General features: G+C 62.9%; 20 protein-coding genes. All 20 read left to right on the top strand.

The window, feature by feature from the left end; all coding sequences use genetic code 11:
* Nucleotides 1-10 precede the first annotated feature (10 nt).
* The 20 genes from LHL23_RS03255 to LHL23_RS03160 all read left to right on the top strand — a co-directional run bounded on the left by LHL23_RS03255 (nucleotide 11) and on the right by LHL23_RS03160 (nucleotide 16924).
* Entirely contained in the window at nucleotides 11-793 is a 783-nt protein-coding gene (locus LHL23_RS03255) for a crotonase/enoyl-CoA hydratase family protein (protein WP_226428773.1), read from the top strand.
* 233 nt (nucleotides 794-1026) lie between these two features.
* Nucleotides 1027-1392, top strand: coding sequence for an NADH-quinone oxidoreductase subunit A (locus LHL23_RS03250; RefSeq protein ID WP_019295998.1), 366 nt, complete (start codon nucleotides 1027-1029; stop codon nucleotides 1390-1392).
* Nucleotides 1383-1916, top strand: a complete 534-nt coding sequence (locus LHL23_RS03245; RefSeq protein ID WP_019295997.1) for a NuoB/complex I 20 kDa subunit family protein — start codon at nucleotides 1383-1385, stop codon at nucleotides 1914-1916. Before LHL23_RS03250 ends, LHL23_RS03245 begins: the two co-directional genes overlap by 10 nt.
* Before the next feature lie 17 nt (nucleotides 1917-1933).
* Nucleotides 1934-2539, top strand: coding sequence for an NADH-quinone oxidoreductase subunit C (locus LHL23_RS03240; RefSeq protein WP_222475047.1), 606 nt, complete (start codon nucleotides 1934-1936; stop codon nucleotides 2537-2539).
* A 166-nt stretch (nucleotides 2540-2705) separates the two neighbouring features.
* Nucleotides 2706-3929, top strand: a complete 1224-nt coding sequence (locus LHL23_RS03235) for an NADH-quinone oxidoreductase subunit D (protein ID WP_222475048.1) — start codon at nucleotides 2706-2708, stop codon at nucleotides 3927-3929.
* Nucleotides 3929-5101 (top strand): NADH-quinone oxidoreductase subunit E, encoded by a 1173-nt coding sequence (locus LHL23_RS03230; protein ID WP_226428772.1) that lies wholly within the window; start codon nucleotides 3929-3931, stop codon nucleotides 5099-5101. Before LHL23_RS03235 ends, LHL23_RS03230 begins: the two co-directional genes overlap by 1 nt.
* Nucleotides 5102-5145: 44 nt before the next feature.
* Nucleotides 5146-5373 carry a DUF5337 domain-containing protein gene (locus LHL23_RS03225; protein WP_226428771.1) on the top strand — a complete coding sequence of 76 codons (228 nt, stop codon included), beginning with the start codon at nucleotides 5146-5148 and terminating at the stop codon, nucleotides 5371-5373.
* Between the two features lie 6 nt (nucleotides 5374-5379).
* Nucleotides 5380-6678: an NADH-quinone oxidoreductase subunit NuoF gene (gene nuoF / locus LHL23_RS03220; RefSeq protein WP_226428770.1), complete on the top strand. Its 1299-nt coding sequence runs from the start codon at nucleotides 5380-5382 to the stop codon at nucleotides 6676-6678.
* A 3-nt stretch (nucleotides 6679-6681) separates the two neighbouring features.
* Nucleotides 6682-7098 carry an MAPEG family protein gene (locus LHL23_RS03215; protein WP_226428769.1) on the top strand — a complete coding sequence of 139 codons (417 nt, stop codon included), beginning with the start codon at nucleotides 6682-6684 and terminating at the stop codon, nucleotides 7096-7098.
* A gap of 20 nt (nucleotides 7099-7118) precedes the next feature.
* Nucleotides 7119-7460, top strand: coding sequence for a hypothetical protein (locus tag LHL23_RS03210; protein ID WP_222475053.1), 342 nt, complete (start codon nucleotides 7119-7121; stop codon nucleotides 7458-7460).
* A gap of 101 nt (nucleotides 7461-7561) precedes the next feature.
* Nucleotides 7562-7966 (top strand): DUF5333 domain-containing protein, encoded by a 405-nt coding sequence (locus LHL23_RS03205; RefSeq protein ID WP_226428768.1) that lies wholly within the window; start codon nucleotides 7562-7564, stop codon nucleotides 7964-7966.
* Between the two features lie 3 nt (nucleotides 7967-7969).
* Nucleotides 7970-9988: an NADH-quinone oxidoreductase subunit NuoG gene (gene nuoG, locus LHL23_RS03200; protein ID WP_226428767.1), complete on the top strand. Its 2019-nt coding sequence runs from the start codon at nucleotides 7970-7972 to the stop codon at nucleotides 9986-9988.
* Nucleotides 9985-10371 carry a hypothetical protein gene (locus tag LHL23_RS03195; RefSeq protein ID WP_222475056.1) on the top strand — a complete coding sequence of 129 codons (387 nt, stop codon included), beginning with the start codon at nucleotides 9985-9987 and terminating at the stop codon, nucleotides 10369-10371. Before nuoG ends, LHL23_RS03195 begins: the two co-directional genes overlap by 4 nt.
* A gap of 6 nt (nucleotides 10372-10377) precedes the next feature.
* Nucleotides 10378-11415 (top strand): NADH-quinone oxidoreductase subunit NuoH, encoded by a 1038-nt coding sequence (gene nuoH, locus LHL23_RS03190; RefSeq protein WP_019295986.1) that lies wholly within the window; start codon nucleotides 10378-10380, stop codon nucleotides 11413-11415.
* Nucleotides 11416-11418: 3 nt separating this feature from the next.
* Entirely contained in the window at nucleotides 11419-11913 is a 495-nt protein-coding gene (gene nuoI / locus LHL23_RS03185) for an NADH-quinone oxidoreductase subunit NuoI (RefSeq protein WP_226428766.1), read from the top strand.
* Nucleotides 11910-12329 (top strand): carboxymuconolactone decarboxylase family protein, encoded by a 420-nt coding sequence (locus tag LHL23_RS03180; protein WP_222475057.1) that lies wholly within the window; start codon nucleotides 11910-11912, stop codon nucleotides 12327-12329. The genes nuoI and LHL23_RS03180 overlap by 4 nt, the downstream gene beginning before the upstream one ends.
* The gene (locus tag LHL23_RS03175) at nucleotides 12326-12928 is read left to right on the top strand and encodes an NADH-quinone oxidoreductase subunit J (RefSeq protein WP_222475059.1); all 603 of its coding nucleotides are present in this window, start codon (nucleotides 12326-12328) and stop codon (nucleotides 12926-12928) included. Before LHL23_RS03180 ends, LHL23_RS03175 begins: the two co-directional genes overlap by 4 nt.
* A gap of 4 nt (nucleotides 12929-12932) precedes the next feature.
* Nucleotides 12933-13238, top strand: coding sequence for an NADH-quinone oxidoreductase subunit NuoK (nuoK, locus tag LHL23_RS03170; protein ID WP_008553673.1), 306 nt, complete (start codon nucleotides 12933-12935; stop codon nucleotides 13236-13238).
* 6 nt (nucleotides 13239-13244) lie between these two features.
* Nucleotides 13245-15377, top strand: coding sequence for an NADH-quinone oxidoreductase subunit L (gene nuoL, locus LHL23_RS03165; RefSeq protein ID WP_226428765.1), 2133 nt, complete (start codon nucleotides 13245-13247; stop codon nucleotides 15375-15377).
* The gene (locus LHL23_RS03160) at nucleotides 15377-16924 is read left to right on the top strand and encodes an NADH-quinone oxidoreductase subunit M (protein WP_222475062.1); all 1548 of its coding nucleotides are present in this window, start codon (nucleotides 15377-15379) and stop codon (nucleotides 16922-16924) included. The genes nuoL and LHL23_RS03160 overlap by 1 nt, the downstream gene beginning before the upstream one ends.

Genomic DNA, 16924 nt, shown 5'->3' with positions numbered 1-16924 from the left:
GAGACAGAAGATGTTCGAGACAATCACCCTGGACACCGACGCCCGCGGCGTCTGCACTTTGACCTTGAACCGCGCCGAGAAGCACAACGCCATGTCCGGCCAGATGCTGCAGGAGCTGACCCAGGCGGCGAAACAACTGGCCGGGGACGACACCGTCCGCGTGGTGGTGCTGACCGGTGCCGGCAAAAGCTTTTGCGCGGGCGGCGACCTTGCTTGGATGCGGGCGCAGATGGATGCCGATGCCGAAACCCGCGCGCGCGAGGCGCGGGTGCTGGCGGAGATGCTGATGGCGCTCAACACCCTGCCGAAGCCGCTGATCGGCGCGGTGCAGGGCAACGCATTCGGCGGCGGTGTCGGAATGGCGTCGGTTTGCGACGTGGCCATTGGTGCGGATCATCTGAAGATGGGCCTGACCGAGACCAAGCTGGGACTGATTCCCGCCACCATCGGGCCCTATGTGATCGCCCGCATGGGGGAAGCCAAGGCGCGGCGGGTGTTCATGTCGGCGCGTCTGTTTGGCGCAGCGGAAGCGGTGGAGCTCGGCCTGCTGGCCAAGGCGGTGCCCGCGGACCAGCTGGCCGAGGCGGTCGAGGCAGAAGTTGCCCCCTACCTGAACTGCGCCCCCGGCGCGGTTGCGGCGGCCAAGAAGCTGGCCCGCGATCTGGGGCCGCGGCTGGATGACAGCGTGATTGACCATACAATCAAGGCGCTTGTCGAGCGCTGGGAAGGGCCGGAAGCCGGCGAGGGTATCGCGGCGTTCTTCGACAAACGCAAACCCGCCTGGCAAAGCTGAAAACCGGCATAATTGACTCACGTTTTTGCGGCGGCCGCGGTTTTCCCTGCGGCCGCTTTTCTTATGAAAACGCTTGGGAATTCGCCCCGCACGGCAGCCGTGCTTTTTCTGTCCAAACCCTTGTGGATTAACGTCGCTTCAGTTGACGCTCCCCGGGCGCGGGGGTATGCACAGTCCAAATCAACACGCCAATTGACGCCGCGCGGAAATCCGCCCGGGGAAAGGAGCTGCTCTTGGAAGAGATGTTGAGGGAATACCTGCCTATTCTGGTCTTCCTGGCCGTCGCGGCAGGTTTGGGGATTGTCCTTATCCTGGCAGCCGTGGTGCTGGCGGTCCGCAACCCGGACCCGGAAAAGGTCAGCGCCTATGAATGCGGTTTCAACGCCTTTGACGATGCCCGCATGAAATTCGATGTCCGGTTCTATCTGGTCTCGATTCTCTTCATCATTTTCGACCTGGAAATCGCCTTCCTGTTTCCCTGGGCCGTCGGTTTCAAGGACATCAGCGACCTCGGCTTCTGGTCGATGATGGTGTTCCTGGGCGTGCTGACCATCGGCTTTGCCTATGAATGGAAGAAAGGGGCCCTGGAATGGCAGTGATGACCGGACCCAACACGGCGGGCGTGGACAAGGAAGTTGTCACCCGGGCCATCAATGCCGAGCTTCAGGACAAGGGCTTCCTGCTCACCTCGGCTGAGGACATCATCAACTGGGCGCGCACCGGCTCGCTGCACTGGATGACCTTTGGCCTCGCCTGCTGCGCGGTGGAGATGATGCACACCTCGATGCCGCGCTATGACGCCGAACGCTTCGGCATCGCGCCGCGCGCCTCGCCGCGCCAGTCGGACGTGATGATCGTCGCAGGCACCCTCACCAACAAGATGGCGCCGGCCCTGCGCAAGGTCTACGACCAGATGCCCGAGCCGCGCTACGTGATCTCGATGGGCTCCTGCGCCAACGGCGGCGGCTACTACCACTACAGCTATTCCGTGGTGCGCGGCTGCGACCGGGTTGTGCCGGTCGACGTCTATGTGCCCGGCTGCCCGCCGACGGCTGAGGCGCTGCTCTATGGCCTGATGCAGCTGCAGCGCAAGATCCGCCGCACCGGCACCCTGGTGCGCTAAGGAAGGGCGGAGACAACATGACTGAAGCACTGAAAGAGCTTGGCGCCCAGATCGAAGCCAAACGCCCCGACTGCGTGGTGGCCTGGGATGTGTCCTTTGATGAACTGAACATCGACGTGACGCCCTCGAACATCGCCGGTCTGGTGGAGTTCCTGAAATCGGACGCCAACTGCAAGTTTTCAACCCTGGTGGACATCACCGCGGTGGATTACCCCGACCGCGCCAAGCGGTTCGACGTGGTCTACCACTTCCTGTCGATGTACCGGAACCAGCGCATCCGCCTGCGCGCCGCCGTGCGCGAGGATGAGATGGTGCCCTCGATCGTGGACGTGCACCCCTCGGCCAACTGGTTTGAGCGGGAAGTCTACGACATGTTCGGGATCCTGTTCTCCGGCCATCCGGACCTGCGCCGGATCCTGACCGACTATGGTTTCCGCGGCTACCCGCTGCGCAAGGACTTCCCGACCACCGGTTACACCGAGGTCCGTTATGACGAGGCGCAGAAGCGCGTGGTCTACGAGCCGGTGAAGCTGGTGCAGGAATACCGCCAGTTCGATTTCATGTCCCCGTGGGAAGGTGCCGAGTACATCCTGCCCGGCGACGAGAAGGAGGGCGCAAACTGATGTGGTTTGAACCTCTGGCCGAAGTAGGGGCGTTGCTGGCGGGCTGTGCAGCCATGCTGGGTGTCGCTATGTCCTTTTTAAAAAATGAGAAGTTTTCTACGAAGCGCTCCCTTGTTGTAGTGCGTTCAAATCGTGGGAGAGCTATCTCGCATGGAGGTTCAAAATGATGGACGGCTCCAAATTTGACGACGGCAGCGTCGACGCGCTGAGCGGCGAGCAGAAGATCCGCAACTTCAACATCAACTTCGGCCCGCAGCACCCTGCGGCGCATGGGGTTTTGCGTCTGGTGCTGGAACTCGACGGCGAGATCGTCGAACGCTGCGATCCGCATATCGGCCTGCTGCACCGCGGCACCGAGAAGCTGATGGAAAGCCGCACCTACCTGCAGAACCTTCCGTATTTCGACCGCCTCGACTATGTGGCGCCGATGAACCAGGAGCACGCCTGGTGCCTGGCCATTGAAAAACTGACCGGCACCGAGGTGCCGCGCCGCGGCCAGCTGATCCGGGTGCTGTACTCGGAAATCGGCCGGGTGCTGAACCACCTCTTGAACGTCACCACGCAGGCGATGGACGTTGGCGCGCTGACCCCGCCGCTCTGGGGCTTTGAAGAGCGCGAAAAGCTGATGATCTTCTACGAGCGGGCCTGCGGCGCGCGCCTGCACGCGGCCTACTTCCGCCCCGGCGGCGTGCATCAGGACCTGCCGGACGAGCTGCTGGATGATATCGACCTCTGGGCGATGGAATTCCCCAAGGTGCTGGACGACATCGACGGCCTCCTGACCGAAAACCGCATCTTCAAGCAGCGCAACTGCGACATCGGTGTGGTGACTGAGGACGACATCCAGAAATACGGCTTCTCGGGCGTCATGGTGCGCGGCTCCGGCCTTGCATGGGACCTGCGCCGCGCGCAGCCCTATGAATGCTATGACGAGTTCGAGTTCCAGGTGCCGATCGGCAAGAACGGCGACTGCTACGACCGCTACCTTTGCCGGATGGAAGAGATGCGCCAGTCGACCTCGATCATCCGCCAGGCGATTGCAAAGCTGCGCGAGGCCACCGGCGACGTGCTGGCCCGCGGCAAGCTGACCCCGCCCAAGCGCGGCGACATGAAGACCTCGATGGAAAGCCTGATCCACCATTTCAAGCTGTACACCGAAGGCTTCCACGTCCCGGCGGGCGAGGTTTACGCTGCCGTCGAGGCGCCCAAGGGTGAATTCGGCGTCTATCTGGTGGCGGACGGGTCCAACAAACCCTACCGCTCCAAGATCCGCGCGCCCGGGTTCCTGCACCTGCAGGCGATGGACCACGTTGCCAAGGGCCACCAGCTGGCCGACGTCGCCGCCATCATCGGCACAATGGACGTCGTATTTGGAGAGATTGACCGCTAATGCTTCGCCGTCTGCATTCCGAACAACCCGACAGCTTTGCCTTCACCCCGGCCAACCAGGCCTGGGCCGAGGCGCAGATCACCAAATACCCCGAAGGGCGCCAGGCCTCCGCGGTCATTCCGCTTCTGTGGCGTGCGCAGGAACAGGAAGGCTGGGTGTCCAAGCCCGCGATCGAAGCCATCGCCGACATGCTCGGCATGGCCTATATCCGGGTGCTGGAGGTTGCCTCCTTCTACTTCATGTTCCAGCTGCAACCCACTGGTTCCGTTGCTCATGTCCAGATTTGCGGCACCACCTCCTGCATGATCTGCGGGGCAGAGGACCTGATCGCCGTCTGCCAGGAGAAGATCGCCGAAAAGCCGCACACCCTGTCGGCGGATGGCAAGTTCACCTGGGAAGAGGTCGAGTGCCTGGGCGCCTGCACCAACGCGCCGATGGCACAGATCGGCAAGGACTATTACGAAGATCTGACGGCAGAGGGCTTTGCCAAGCTGCTGGATGATCTGGCCGCGGGCAAGGTGGTTGCCCCCGGGCCGCAGAACGGCCGCTATGCAGCAGAGCCGAAAGCGGGTCTCACCTCGCTGACCGACTTCGACAGCGGCAAGACGCAGTACAACGCGTCGGTGCAGCTGGCGATGGACATCAAGGACGGCGTGAAGCGCATTCAGGGGGATGAAGTGCCGCTGCTGACCCCGTGGGTCGGCAAGGATGGCATTGTTGCCGGCCGTGCCGCCGAAGGCCAGCCGCCGAAGGCGCCGGAAGCACCCAAGCCTGCTGTGAAGCAGGCGGAGGAAGCAGCCAAGGCCGCCCCCAGGAAATCAGACGCTGCAGAGCCGGCGTCGCCGGAAGGGGCGGCTGCAAAAGCCGCAGAGGAAAGCCAGCCGGAAATCCTGAAGGAAGCCCGCGGCGGCCTGCCGGACGACCTGAAGCTGCTGAAGGGCGTTGGCCCAAAGCTGGAAGAAAAGCTCAACGAACTGGGCTTTTTCCACTTTGACCAGATCGCCGAATGGACCGAAGCCGAAGTCGCCTGGGTTGATGCACGGCTCCAGTTCAAGGGCCGGATCGAACGGGACGGCTGGATCGAGCAGGCCAAGCGCCTGGCGGTGGGCGACGAGACCGAATTCGCGAAGCGTGCCAAAGAAGAGCACCTCTACGACGAAAAAGAAGACTGATCGGATGCGGCCCCGCGGGGCCGCCTCCGGGTGATAGGGAACAGATGAGCAAGGAACAGGACCAGGCCATTGCAGCAAAGGGCCGGCACATCGCATTGGTGATTGCCGGGACCATTTCGCTGTGGATCGTCCTGTCGCTGTTCATCGGCCCCATGATGGGGCTGCCGGGGCGCTACGCGCTGCTGTTCGACTTTGCCGCGCTGGCGGGCATGATCTATGCCCTGGTCAACATATTTCAACTCTGGCGCATGCGCCGGGACAGCCAAAGGTAGGCACACATGCTGAAGGATCAGGACCGGATCTTTACCAACCTTTACGGGATGCACGACCGCAACCTGGCGGGCGCCAAGGCGCGCGGCCATTGGGACGGCACTGCCGGCATCATCGAAAAGGGCCGCGACTGGATCATTCAGACCATGAAGGACTCAGGGCTGCGCGGCCGCGGCGGCGCGGGTTTCCCGACCGGCCTCAAATGGTCCTTCATGCCCAAGGAAAGCGACGGCCGCCCGGCGTATCTGGTGATCAACGCCGATGAATCGGAGCCCGGCACCTGCAAGGACCGGGAAATCATGCGCCACGATCCGCACACGCTGATCGAGGGCGCGCTGATCGCCTCCTTCGCGATGAACGCGCATACCTGCTACATCTACCTGCGCGGCGAATACATCCGCGAGCGCGAGGCGCTGCAGGCGGCAATCGACGAATGCTATGACAAGGGCCTGTTGGGCAAGAACGCAGCCGGTTCCGGTTGGGACTTCGACGTCTTCCTGCACCACGGGGCAGGGGCCTATATCTGCGGCGAGGAAACTGCCCTGATCGAAAGCCTGGAAGGCAAGAAGGGCATGCCCCGGATGAAGCCGCCGTTCCCGGCGGGTGCGGGCCTTTACGGCTGCCCGACCACCGTGAACAACGTGGAATCGATCGCCGTTGTCCCGACCATCCTGCGCCGCGGCGCCGACTGGTTCGCCTCCTTCGGGCGCCAGAACAACGCCGGTACCAAGCTGTTTGCGATCTCCGGCCACGTCAACAACCCCTGTGTCGTTGAAGAGGCGATGTCGATCTCCTTTGAGGAGCTGATCGAGAAGCATTGCGGCGGCATCCGCGGCGGCTGGGACAACCTGCTGGCAGTGATCCCTGGCGGCTCTTCCGTGCCCTGCGTGCGCGGCGAGAACATGCGCGACGCGATCATGGATTTCGATTACCTGCGCGGCGAACTGGGGTCCGGCCTCGGCACTGCGGCGGTGATCGTGATGGACAAGCAGACCGACATCATCAAGGCGATCTGGCGCCTGTCCAAGTTCTACAAGCACGAGAGCTGCGGCCAGTGCACCCCCTGCCGCGAAGGCACCGGCTGGATGATGCGCGTCATGGACCGCTTGGTGAAGGGCGAGGCCGAGCTGGAAGAAATCGACATGCTGTGGGACGTGACCAAGCAGGTCGAGGGCCACACCATCTGCGCCCTTGGCGATGCGGCGGCCTGGCCGATCCAGGGCCTGATCAAGAACTTCCGCGAGGAAATCGAAGACCGCATCCGGGCCCAGAAGACCGGCCGCATGGGCGCGATGGCGGCTGAGTAACAGATGGAAGCCTTCGCTGCATATTCCCACGCTCTGGCCGCGCTGGTGATCTTTACCCTGATCACCCTGGCGCTGTCGCCGTTTTCGGCGCTGGCCAAGCAGAAGGCGGGCCTCGCACCGGGGGCCACGCCGCGGGAGGATTATGCGGAAAAGGCGTACCGGCTGAACCGCGCATACCTGAACGGCTGCGAGACGCTGCCTGCCTTCCTCACCGTGACACTGGTGGCAATTCTGGCGGGTGCAGCGCCGTTCTGGGTGAACCTGCTGGCCTCGCTGGCGCTGGCGGCGCGGGTCATCATGATTTTCATTCACCTTCAGGGCATCGGCAAACCGCACAGCGGCCCGCGCTCTGTTTTCTATGTTGTCGGCTGGGCCTGCATGGCCGGCTTGGCGATCCTGGCATTGGTGGCAGTATTTTGAGCATCTTGAAGACATACCGGATGGCCGTTCCTGCGGCTTGCCTGGCGGCTCTGGCGCTGGTTTCGGCCTGCGGCACCTCCGTTACCAACAAGAGCCGCACGCTGTATGACGGCGTGCCGTTCAAGGCCAAGGCTAAGCCCATCGACAAGAAAACCGATCCGGCAGTGTTCCAGATCGACATCAAGGGCGTCGAACGGTCGCTCACGGGCGCGCGCGAAGCTGCGGCACATGGCGGCACCACCTACTGCGTGACGACCTATGGTTCTTCCAAGATCGAATGGGCCAACGACCCGCGCAACGAGGATATTCCGCTGACCATCACCGATGGCCGCGCCGTCTTCCAGGGGACCTGCACTCCGTGAGCGGATTTCCGGCATATCAGGGCCGTGCGGCCCGGCTGCTATTGCATAGCAGCGGCGCGGCCTTGCGCATGGGGGCTTCGAAACTGAAGGAGTCCCATGCCATGCGTGCCCTGATTGCTGCTGTTCTGACCACCTTTGTTGCCCTGCCTGCCCCGGCCCTGACCAAGCCGTCGCTGCGCGAAGTGCAGGAAATCGAAGACCCGCTGTTTGCCGTCGCCGTGGCCAAGGAAGTCTCGGATTATTGCGAGGAGATTTCCCCGCGCTACCTGAAAGGGCTGGTCGAGTTGCGCCGGCTCAAAGCGCGGGCAAACGAGCTGGGATACTCGGACACGGAAATCCGCAGCTACATCGAATCTGATGCCGAAAAGGCCCGGATGCGCGCCAAGGGAGAAGAACTCCTGGCGCAGAACGGCGTTGACTACGGCGAACCCGAAACATTCTGCGCCTATGGCCGCGCAGAGATTGAGAAAAACAGCGCGATCGGCGTGTTACTGAGGGCGAAATAGACCATGTCTGACCTCCGCAAGATCAACATTGACGGAACCGAGATCGAGGTGGATGGGGCGATGACCCTGATCCAGGCCTGTGAGGAGGCCGGCGTCGAGATCCCGCGCTTCTGCTACCATGAGCGGCTGTCGATTGCCGGCAACTGCCGCATGTGCCTGGTGGAGGTCGTCGGCGGCCCGCCGAAGCCCGCCGCCTCCTGCGCGATGCAGGTGCGCGACCTGCGCCCGGGTCCCGAAGGCCAGGCGCCGCAGGTCAAGACCAACTCGCCGATGGTCAAGAAGGCCCGCGAAGGCGTGATGGAATTCATGCTGATCAACCACCCGCTGGATTGCCCGATCTGCGATCAGGGCGGCGAATGCGACCTGCAGGACCAGGCGATGGCCTATGGCCTGTCGGGCAGCCGCTTCAAAGAGGCCAAGCGCGCGGTGGACGATCTGGACCTCGGTCCGCTGGTTTCCACCACCATGACCCGCTGTATCTCCTGCACCCGCTGCGTGCGCTTCACCACTGAGGTGGCAGGCATCACCCAGATGGGCCAGACCGGGCGCGGCGAGGATGCGGAGATCACCTCCTACCTGAACCAGACGTTGCAATCGAACCTGCAGGGCAACATCATCGACCTGTGTCCGGTGGGCGCGCTGACGTCGAAGCCTTATGCTTTCACCGCCCGCCCGTGGGAGCTGACCAAGACCGAAACCATCGACGTGATGGACGCGCTGGGGTCGAACATCCGCGTGGATACCAAGGGCCGCGAAGTGATGCGGATCCTGCCGCGCAACCACGACGGCGTGAACGAGGAATGGATCAGCGACAAGACCCGCTTTGTCTGGGACGGCCTGCGCCGCCAGCGCCTTGACCGTCCTTACGTGCGCGTCGACGGCAAACTGAAGCCCGCCACCTGGGCGGAGGCGCTGTCTGCTGCTGCAAATGCCATGAAGGGCAAGAAGATTGCGGGCCTGATCGGCGATCTGGTTCCGGTCGAGGCAGCCTTTGCGCTGAAGCAGCTGGTCGAGGGCCTGGGCGGCAAAGTTGAGTGCCGCACCGACAACGCCCGCCTGCCGATCGGCAACCGGGCGGGCTATGCCGGCACCGCCACCATCGAGGATATCGACAACGCCAAGTTCATCCAGCTGATCGGCACCAACCCGCGCGACGAGGCGCCGGTGCTGAACGCCCGCATCCGCAAGGCATGGCTGAACGGCGCACAGGTCGGCCTGGTCGGCCAGCCGGCGGACCTGACCTATGAATACGCCCACGTCGGCACCGACCGCGCTGCGCTGGAAGGCCTGCTGAACAAGGACTACGGCGCCGTCAAGGACGCACCCTCTGTCGTGATCGTCGGGCAGGGTGCCCTGCGCGAGGCCGACGGCCTGGCGGTTCTGGCCGCCGCGCAGAAACTGGCTGCCGATACCGGCTCCAAGCTGATGGTGCTGCACACCGCCGCTTCCCGCGTCGGGGCGATGGACATCGGCGCTGTGACCGAAGGCGGCATGGCCGCAGCCATCGACGGGGCAGAGGTGATTTACAACCTCTGCGCCGATGAGGTGGAAATCGACGCAGGCACTTTTGTGATCTACCAGGGCAGCCACGGCGACCGCGGTGCGCACCGCGCCGACGTGATCCTGCCGGGCGCTGCCTACACCGAGGAGAACGGCCTGTTCGTGAACACCGAAGGCCGCCCGCAGCTGGCCATGCGTGCTGCATTTGCACCGGGCGAGGCCAAGGAGAACTGGGCCATCCTGCGCGCGCTGAGCGCCGAAGCTGACGCCAAGCTGGGCTATGACTCGCTGGCGCAGCTGCGCCAGGCGCTGGTCGCGGAAGTTCCGCATCTGGCCCGGATCGACGAAGTGGCCGAAAAGGACGGCGAGCCGCTGGAGCAGGACAAGCTCGGCAGCGCGTCCTTCCTGCCCGCGGTCAAGGATTTCTACCTGACCAACCCGATCGCCCGCGCATCGCAGCTGATGGCGGAGCTGTCGGCAGGCGTGAAGGCCCGCGAAACCGGGAAACTGGCCGCCGAATGATCCGCTTCGCCCTCATAACCCCTTTTCTGCTGGCCGCCTGCGCAATGGCGCCCGGCACTGAAGGCGCGCAGCCCGCTCCTGTCTACGAAGGGGTGGAAACCAGTCTGCTGGAGGGCGATCTGGTGCAATTCAACGTCTCCATGCGCGGCGCTGCCGCGCCTGGCGACCTCGACAAATATGCGGAATGCGCCGCCGCGCAATATGCGCTGATCCGGGACTACGGGTTCGCGCGCCATGTGCGCACAACAACGAAACAGGCAGGGGGCAGCCGGACCGCTGATGCGGTCTATCTGATTTCGCCCTCTCTGCCGCGCGGCCTGCGCACCATCGACGCCAGCGTCGCGGTCGCGGATTGCGCGGCAAACGGAATACCCACGGTGTGAGGACCTATGGCTGATTTCTTTAACACTCCAGGCGGCATCGCTGTTCTGATCCTGGCGCAAGTGCTTGCAGTTGTTGCCTTTGTGATGATCTCGCTCCTGTTCCTCGTCTACGGGGACCGCAAGATCTGGGCTGCGGTCCAGATGCGCCGGGGCCCGAACGTGGTGGGCGTCTACGGCCTGCTGCAATCGGTGGCCGATGCGCTGAAATACGTGGTGAAAGAGGTGGTGATCCCGGCCGGCGCCGACCGCACCGTCTTTATCTTGGCGCCGATGACCTCTTTCGTGCTGGCGATGATCGCCTGGGCGGTGATCCCCTTCAACGACGGCTGGGTGCTCTCTGACATCAACGTCGCTATCCTCTATGTCTTCGCGGTCTCCTCGCTGGAGGTTTACGGTGTGATCATGGGCGGCTGGGCGTCGAACTCGAAATACCCGTTCCTGGGCAGCTTGCGCTCTGCGGCGCAGATGATCTCCTACGAGGTCTCCATCGGCCTCATCATCATCGGTGTGATCATCTCTACCGGTTCCATGAACTTCGGCGACATCGTGCGCGCGCAGGACGGCGATCTGGGCCTCTTGAACTGGTACTGGATCCCGCATTTCCCGATGGTCTTCCTGTTCTTCATCTCGGCGCTGGCGGAAACCAACCGGCCGCCGTTCGACCTGCCGGAAGCGGAATCGGAACTGGTCGCAGGCTATCAGGTGGAATACTCGGCGACTCCGTTCCTCTTGTTCATGGCCGGTGAATACATCGCCATCTTCCTGATGTGCGCGCTGACCTCGCTGTTGTTCTTCGGCGGCTGGCTGTCCCCGATCCCGGGCCTGCCCGATGGCGTCCTGTGGATGGTCGGCAAGATGGCGTTCTTCTTCTTCCTCTTCGCAATGGTGAAGGCGATCACGCCGCGCTACCGCTACGACCAGCTGATGCGCCTGGGCTGGAAAGTGTTCCTGCCGTTCTCGCTGGCCTGGGTGGTCTTCGTGTCCTTTGCTGCAAAATTTGACTGGTTCTGGGGCATCTTCGCCCGCTGGACCGTGGGAGGCTAACTGATGGCGAACATCGACTACACCCGCGCCGCCAAATACTTCCTGCTGCAGGATTTCTGGGTCGGCTTAAAACTGGGGCTGAAGTATTTCTTCGCCCCCAAGGCCACCCTGAACTACCCGCACGAGAAGGGCCCGCTGTCGCCCCGTTTCCGCGGCGAGCACGCGCTGCGCCGCTACCCGAACGGCGAGGAACGCTGCATCGCCTGTAAACTCTGCGAGGCGGTCTGCCCGGCGCAGGCGATCACCATCGACGCGGAACCGCGCGAGGACGGCAGCCGCCGCACCACGCGCTATGACATCGACATGACCAAATGCATCTACTGCGGTTTCTGCCAGGAAGCCTGCCCGGTGGATGCGATTGTCGAAGGCCCGAACTTCGAATTCGCCACCGAAACCCGCGAGGAGCTGTTCTACGACAAGGAGAAGCTGCTTTCGAACGGGGAGCGCTGGGAAGCCGAGATCGCCCGCAACCTGGAAATCGACGCGCCGTACCGATGACTGATCCCAAGAACCCTTTCGAGGCCATGATGGCCCAGGCCCAGCAGATGGCCAAGGCGTTCAACCCGGCGCTGGAGAACTTCTCGCCCTCCGAGGCTTTCAAGGAGTTCGAGGCGCTGTGGCCGACCATGCCCAAAGAGGTCATGGAAATGATGTTCGGCAACACCGTCAACAAAGACGGGCTGGATGCCAAGACCCGGCTGCTGCTGACACTGGCCGGGCTGACAATGCAGGGCGCGCAGGCCGACAGTGCCGTGCGCCAGACCGTTCGCCACGCCCTCGCGGCCGGCGCCAAGAAACAAGAGATCGTGGAAACGATCGGACAGATGTCGGTGTTTGCCGGCATTCCGGCCATGAACCGGGCGCTGGATCTGGCGCAATCGGTCATGGACGACAAAAGGGACGATGAGACATGAGCGTTTTTGCCTTCTACCTCTTCGCCATCAGCGCCATCACCGGCGGGCTGTTCACCGTGATCAGCCGCCAGCCGGTGCATTCGGTACTGTGGCTGATCCTGGCCTTCCTTTCCTCGGCCGGGCTGTTTGTGCTGTTGGGGGCGGAGTTCGTCGCCATGCTGCTGGTCATCGTCTACGTGGGCGCGGTCGCGGTGCTGTTCCTGTTTGTGGTGATGATGATCGACGTCGACTTTGCCGAGCTGAAGGCGGAGATGGCGAAATACATGCCGCTGGCGCTGCTGATCGGCCTTGTGATCCTGATGCAGTTCGTGATGGCCTTCGGCGTCTGGGAAACCGCCCACAAGGCGCCGGAGCTGCTGGCCAATCCGGTGCCTGCGGACCGCCACAACACCGAGGCGCTCGGCCTCATCATCTATGACCAATATTTCCTTCTGTTCCAGCTGGCGGGCCTGATCCTGCTGGTGGCGATGATCGGCGCGATTGTGCTGACCCTGCGCCACCGCACCGACGTCAAGCGCCAGGACGTGGTTGCGCAGATGATGCGCGACCCGGCCGCCGCGATGGAGCTTAGGGACGTGAAACCGGGGCAGGGGCTGTGATCCAATGATCGGACTTGAACATTATCTGACCGTCGCGGCGACGCTGTTCGTCATCGGCATCTTCGGGCTCTTCCTGAACCGCAAGAACGTGATCATCCTGCTGATGAGCATCGAACTGATGCTCTTGGCGGTGAACATCAACCTGGTCGCCTTCTCCAGCTTCCTGGGCGATCTGGTGGGGCAGGTCTTTACCCTGTTCGTGCTGACCGTGGCCGCCGCAGAGGCCGCCATCGGCCTTGCGATCCTGGTCTGCTTCTTCCGCAACCGCGGCACCATCGCCGTGGAAGACGTCAACGTGATGAAGGGCTAAAGAAACATGGAAACCATCCTTCTCTTTGCCCCGCTGGTTGGCGCAATTATCTGCGGCTTCGGCCACAAGATGATCGGCGAGAAAGCCGCCACCGTGACCGCCACGGCGCTTTTGTTCCTTGCGGCGCTGCTCAGCTGGATCACCTTCCTGTCGTTTGACGGGGTGACCCAGAACATCGAGATTTTCCGCTGGATCGAAAGCGGCTCGCTGTCGACCTCCTGGGCGATCCGCCTGGACCGGCTGACCGCGATCATGCTGATCGTGATCACCACGGTTTCGTCGCTCGTGCACCTCTATTCCTTCGGCTACATGGACCATGACCCGCAGTGGAAAGAGGGCGAGAGCTACAAGCCGCGCTTCTTTGCCTATCTGTCGTTCTTCACCTTCGCGATGCTGATGCTGGTGACCTCCGACAACCTGGTGCAGATGTTCTTCGGCTGGGAAGGCGTCGGCGTGGCCTCCTATCTGCTGATCGGCTTCTACTACCGCAAGCCTAGCGCCAATGCAGCGGCGATGAAGGCCTTCATCGTCAACCGGGTCGGCGACTTCGGCTTTGCGCTGGGGATCTTTGGCCTGTTCTTCCTGACCGACAGCATCAACCTGTCTGACATCTTTGCAGCGGCACCCACGCTGGCGGAAACCCAGGTGTCCTTCCTGTGGAGCGAATGGAATGCGGCGAACCTGCTGGCCTTCCTGTTGTTTGTCGGCGCGATGGGCAAATCGGCACAGCTGATCCTGCACACCTGGCTGCCGGACGCGATGGAAGGCCCGACCCCGGTGTCGGCGCTGATCCACGCCGCGACCATGGTGACCGCGGGCGTGTTCCTGGTCTGCCGCATGTCGCCGCTGATCGAGTTCGCGCCTGAGGCCGCGGCCTTCATCACCGTGCTGGGGGCTGCCACTGCCTTCTTCGCGGCCACCGTGGGCCTGGTGCAGAACGACATCAAGCGCGTGATCGCCTATTCGACCTGCTCGCAGCTGGGCTACATGTTCGTGGCGGCTGGCGTCGGCATGTACTCGGCGGCGATGTTCCACCTGTTCACCCACGCCTTCTTCAAGGCGATGCTGTTCCTCGGCGCCGGTTCGGTGATCCACGCCATGCATCACGAGCAGGACATGCGGAACTACGGCGCGCTGCGCAAGAAGATCCCCTATACCTTCTGGGCGATGATGATCGGCACGCTGGCCATTACCGGTGTTGGCATCCCGCTCAGCGGCTGGGTTGGCTTTGCCGGCTTCGTGTCCAAGGACGCCATCATCGAAAGCGCCTATGCGGGCGGCTCGATGTTCGGCTTCTGGGCGCTGGTGATCGCCGCCTTCATGACCTCCTTCTACTCTTGGCGCCTGATCTTCATGACCTTCTACGGCGAGGCGCGCGGCGACAAGCACACCCATGACCATGCCCATGAAAGCCCCTGGACCATGCTGGTGCCGCTTGGCGTGCTGGCGGTGGGTTCGGTCACCGCGGGCATGATCTGGTACAGCAGCTTCTTCGGTCACGCTGATCAGGTCGGCAAGTTCTACGGCATCCCGGTGGCGGAAGCATCCGCTGCGGCACATGGCGAAGAGGCCGGCCACGGTGAAGAGGCTGCGCATGGCGACGACGCTGCGCACGGTGAAGAAGCCGCCCACGGCGAAGACGCGGCACATGGCGGTGAGCACCACTATGTGTTTGCCGGCAAGCCGGGCGAGGGCGCGCTGTACATCGGCAAGGACAACCACATCCTGGAGGATGCCCATGCGGCGCCGAAATGGGTGAAGCTGTCCCCGTTCGTCGCAATGCTGGGCGGCCTGGTCCTGGCGCTGTGGTTCTACATCTGGAACCCGTCGCTGCCCGCGCGCCTGGCGCAGCAGCAGCGCCCGCTGTACCTGTTCCTGCTCAACAAATGGTATTTTGACGAAATCTATGACGTGATCTTTGTCAAACCGGCCGTGGCCATCGGCCGCTTCTTCTGGAAACGCGGCGATGGCAGCACCATCGACGGCTTCCTGAACGGCCTGGCCATGGGCGTTGTTCCCTTCTTCACCCGCCTCGCGGGCCGGGCGCAGTCCGGTTACATCTTCACTTATGCCTTCTGGATGGTGCTGGGCATTGCAGCCCTGGTCACCTGGATGTCGATCGGCGGAGGAACGCACTGATGGACAATCTCCTTTCTATTGTCACCTTCATCCCGGCGCTCGCGGCGGCCATTCTGGCCCTGTTCCTGCGCGGCGAGGATAGGGCGGCGCAGCGCAACGCCAAGTTTGTTGCGCTCTTTGCCACCACGATCACCTTCCTGGTGAGCCTGGGCATCTATTTCGAGTTCGATCCTGCCAACACCGGCTTCCAGTTTGTCGAGGACCGGGAGTGGATCTTCGGGCTCAAGTACAAGATGGGCGTCGACGGCATCTCGGTACTGTTCGTGATGCTGACCACCTTCATCATGCCGCTGACCATCCTGGCCAGCTGGTCGGTCACGGCCCGCGTGAAGGAATACATGATCGCCTTCCTGCTCCTGGAGACCCTGATGCTGGGTGTCTTCATGGCGCTGGACCTGGTGCTGTTCTACCTGTTCTTCGAGGCGGGCCTCATTCCGATGTTCCTGATCATCGGTATCTGGGGCGGCAAGGAGCGGATCTACGCCTCCTTCAAGTTCTTCCTCTACACCTTCTTCGGCTCGGTGCTGATGCTGGTGGCGATGGTCTTCATGTATGTGGATGCCGGCACCACCGATATCGAGACCCTGCTGACCCACAGCTTCTCGGCGGCGTCGTTCGACGTCTTGGGCATCCATGTGCTGGGCGGCGCCCAGACGCTGATGTTCCTCGCCTTCTTTGCCTCTTTCGCGGTAAAGATGCCGATGTGGCCGGTGCACACCTGGCTGCCGGACGCGCACGTGCAGGCGCCGACCGCGGGCTCCGTGGTGCTGGCGGCGATCCTCCTGAAGATGGGCGGCTACGGCTTCCTGCGCTTCTCCCTGCCGATGTTCCCGGTGGGCGCGGACGTGATGACCGATGTGGTGCTGTGGATGTCCGCGATTGCGGTGGTCTACACCTCGCTGGTGGCGATGGTGCAGGAAGACATGAAAAAGCTGATCGCCTATTCCTCGGTTGCGCACATGGGCTTTGTCACCATGGGCATCTTTGCCGCCAACCAGCAGGGCATCGACGGCGCCATCTTCCAGATGCTGTCGCACGGCTTCATCTCCGCCGCGCTCTTCCTTTGCGTCGGCGTCATCTATGACCGCATGCACACCCGCGACATCGACGCCTACGGCGGCCTGGTGATCCGGATGCCGGCTTATGCGCTGGTCTTCATGTTCTTCACCATGGGCAACGTCGGCCTGCCGGGCACCTCGGGCTTCATCGGTGAATTCCTGACCCTGATGGGCACCTTCCAGAAGAACACCTGGGTGACCGCAGTGGCGGCAACCGGCGTGATCTTCTCGGCCGGTTACGCATTGTGGCTCTACCGCCGCGTGGTGTTCGGCGACCTGATCAAGGGCAGCCTGATGGGCATCAAGGACATGTCCGCGCGCGAGCGCTTTGTCTTTGCGCCGCTGGTCGTGATGACCCTGCTGCTGGGCGTCTACCCGGCGCTGGTCACCGACATCATCGGCCCCTCGACCGAGGCGCTGATCGCAAACTTCAACCAGTCTCTGGCGGCGGCCGATACCTCGGCAGCCACCCAGATTGCTTCGCATTAA

Source organism: Leisingera sp. McT4-56 (assembly GCF_020514995.1).
Lineage (GTDB): Bacteria > Pseudomonadota > Alphaproteobacteria > Rhodobacterales > Rhodobacteraceae > Leisingera > Leisingera aquaemixtae_A.
Note: the sequence above shows the minus strand (reverse complement) of the source record. Positions and strands in the feature narration are given on the sequence as shown.